This is a genomic window from Massilia sp. CT11-108 (genome assembly GCF_047302915.1).
Classification (GTDB): domain Bacteria; phylum Pseudomonadota; class Gammaproteobacteria; order Burkholderiales; family Burkholderiaceae_D; genus Telluria; species Telluria orientalis.
Genome location: NZ_JBKYMO010000661.1, coordinates 1 through 2,569, shown reverse-complemented (window position 1 = coordinate 2,569; position 2,569 = coordinate 1). Strand labels below are relative to the sequence as shown.

2 protein-coding genes are annotated in these 2,569 nt (G+C 67.9%); one reads left to right on the top strand and one right to left on the bottom strand.

Annotated elements, in window-relative coordinates; genetic code table 11:
• The first annotated feature begins 173 nt into the window (after positions 1–173).
• Positions 174–1,196, top strand: a complete 1,023-nt coding sequence (locus tag ACEN88_RS29065; protein ID WP_413345293.1) for a two-component system response regulator — start codon at positions 174–176, stop codon at positions 1,194–1,196.
• Positions 1,197–1,231: 35 nt separating this feature from the next.
• Here ACEN88_RS29065 and ACEN88_RS29060 read toward each other — a convergent pair whose 3' ends face one another.
• Entirely contained in the window at positions 1,232–2,383 is a 1,152-nt protein-coding gene (locus ACEN88_RS29060; protein ID WP_413345295.1) for a glycosyltransferase family 4 protein, read from the bottom strand.
• Positions 2,384–2,569 lie beyond the last annotated feature (186 nt).

Sequence of the window (2,569 nt, the reverse complement as noted above, 5' to 3'; positions counted from 1 at the left end):
GGCCTGGACGACGCCGCGCTGGCGGGCCTCGCCGCCGCCACGAGCGGCCATCCGCTCGCCTCCCGCGTCGCGCAAGTCCACGCCGCCATCTCCGATTTCGACTTCGACCTCGCCCTGCAACAACTTGACACCGTGCTGGCCGCCATCGACGAGCCGGCACAGGAGACCATCGAATGACCACCGTCAACCAACCGCTGATCCTCGCGGTCGACGACGAGGCCAGCAACCTGCAGCTGCTGCGCCAGATCCTGCAAGACCACTACCGCCTGCGTTTCGCCAAGGACGGCCCACGCGCGCTCGAACTGGCGCGCGAAGAGACGCCCGACCTGGTCCTGCTCGACGTGATGATGCCCGGCATGAGCGGCTACGAAGTGTGCGCCGCCCTCAAGGCCGATCCGGCGCTGGCCGCCGTCCCCGTCATCTTCGTCACCGCGCTCAACGACACGAGCGACGAGGTGGAAGGCTTCGAGGCCGGCGCCGTGGACTACATCACCAAGCCCGTCAGCCCGCCGATCGTGCGCGCTCGCGTGCGCACCCACCTGTCGCTCGTGCGCATGGAAGAATTGCGCGCGTCGCGCCTGGAGATCGTCCAGCGCCTCGGCCTGGCCGCCGAATACAAGGACAACGAGACGGGCCTGCACGTCATCCGCATGAGCCACTTCGCGCGCATCCTTGGCCTCGCGGCCGGCATGACGGAAGCGGAAGCGGACGACCTGCTGCACGCCGCGCCGATGCACGACGTGGGCAAGATCGGCATTCCCGACCGCGTGCTGCAGAAACCCGGACCGCTCGATCCGGACGAATGGAAGATCATGCAGAGCCACGCGCGCATCGGCGCCGAGATCATCGGCCACCACGACCACGGCGTGCTGGCGCTGGCGCGCAACATCGCGCTCACGCACCACGAGAAATGGGACGGCAGCGGTTATCCGAACGGCCTGGCCGGCAAGGACATTCCGCTCGAAGGCCGCATCTGCGCCATCGCCGACGTGTTCGACGCGCTGACGTCGATCCGACCGTACAAGAAGGCGTGGACGGAACAAGAGGCGCTCGACTTCCTCGTCAAGCAGAAGGGCAAGCACTTCGATGCGGAACTGGTCGACCTGTTTCTCGCGCAGATGCCGGCGATCCGCGCGATCCGCGAGCGGTGGGCGGAGCAGGACGCGGTGCCGGCGCCGATCGCCGTGGCGGCGTGATATGCATGGTGGGCACCCCGTGCCCACGCGTGACCTTAGCCCAGACGCGGCGCGGCAGCCAGTCGCACATCCGCCCGGCGCGCCACCAGTTCCTGGTACAGGCGCGCATAGTTGTCGGCCATCTGCGCCGACGTGAACAGCTGCCAGTAGCGCGCCTCCGCGCGCTGGCCCATCTCCTGCGCCATCTGCGGATCGTGCCACAGCCGCGTCATCGCGGCGCGCAGCGCCTCGTGGTCGGACGGCGGCACGACCAGGCCCGTCTCGCCGTGCACGTTGATGTACGTGGTGCCCGTGCCGATCTCGCTGGAGATCATCGGCTTGCCGTACATCGCGCCTTCCAGCAGCGAGATGCCGAAGGCTTCCGAGCGCAGGTGCGACGGGAAGGCGACGGCGTAGCAGAGCTTGAGCAGCGCCGCCTTGTCGAGGTCGTCCACGGCGCCGACGAACTGCACGCGCTTCAGGCCCAGGCGCTCGGCGTGCGCCTTCAGTTCCGCCTCGATCGGCCCCGCGCCGACGATCACGACGGGGTAATCCGTGCCGGCCACGGCGTCGAGCAGGATGTGCAAGCCCTTGTAGTAGCGCAGCACGCCCACGAACAGGAAGAATTTCGGGCCGACCCGCGCGCGCCAGTGGTCCAGGCGGGCCTGGTCCGGTTCCGGATAGCTGGATTTGTCGAGGCCGAACGTGATCACGCGCGTCTTGTCGCGGTAGCGGTCGAGCACGGCCGACGACGCCAGGTAGTTGGGCGACGTCGCGACGATCGTGTCGACGCTTTCCAGGAACCGGTGCTTCAGGGGCTGGTACAGCTTCAGCAGCGCTTTCTGGCGCACGATGTCGGAGTGGTACGTGACGACGGTCGGCTTGTCGATGCGGGCGATGAAGTGCGCCAGGTCCATGAACGGCCACGGGAAGTGGTAGTGCACGACGTCGGCTTCCGCCGCCATGCGCGCCAGCTTGCCGATCGCCTGCACCGACACCGCGTTCGACGCCACCTCGAAGTTCAGCGGCACGCGGTGCACCGTATGGCCTTCGTAGTCGAACGGTTCCAGGCGGCGGTCGCGCGACAGCGACAACACCTGGTTCGTGATGCCCAGACGCCCTGTTCCCACGCACATCTGACGGATGACCTGTTCGACGCCGCCGACCGAATCGGGGAAATAGGTCTTGTAGAAGTGCAGGACACGCATGGGCTGGGACATGGAGGCAGTCTGGTCAGAGTAAAGAGCGGTAGACGGCGGCGGTCTGGCGCGCCGTCGCGTTCCAGGTCAGCTGGGCGGCGCGCGCCCGCCCGGCCGCGCCACAGGTGGGTCAGCGCGAAGCATTTGGCAAGGCCCGTCGCCCCGAGCGGATGCCCCTTGGACAGCAGGCCGCCG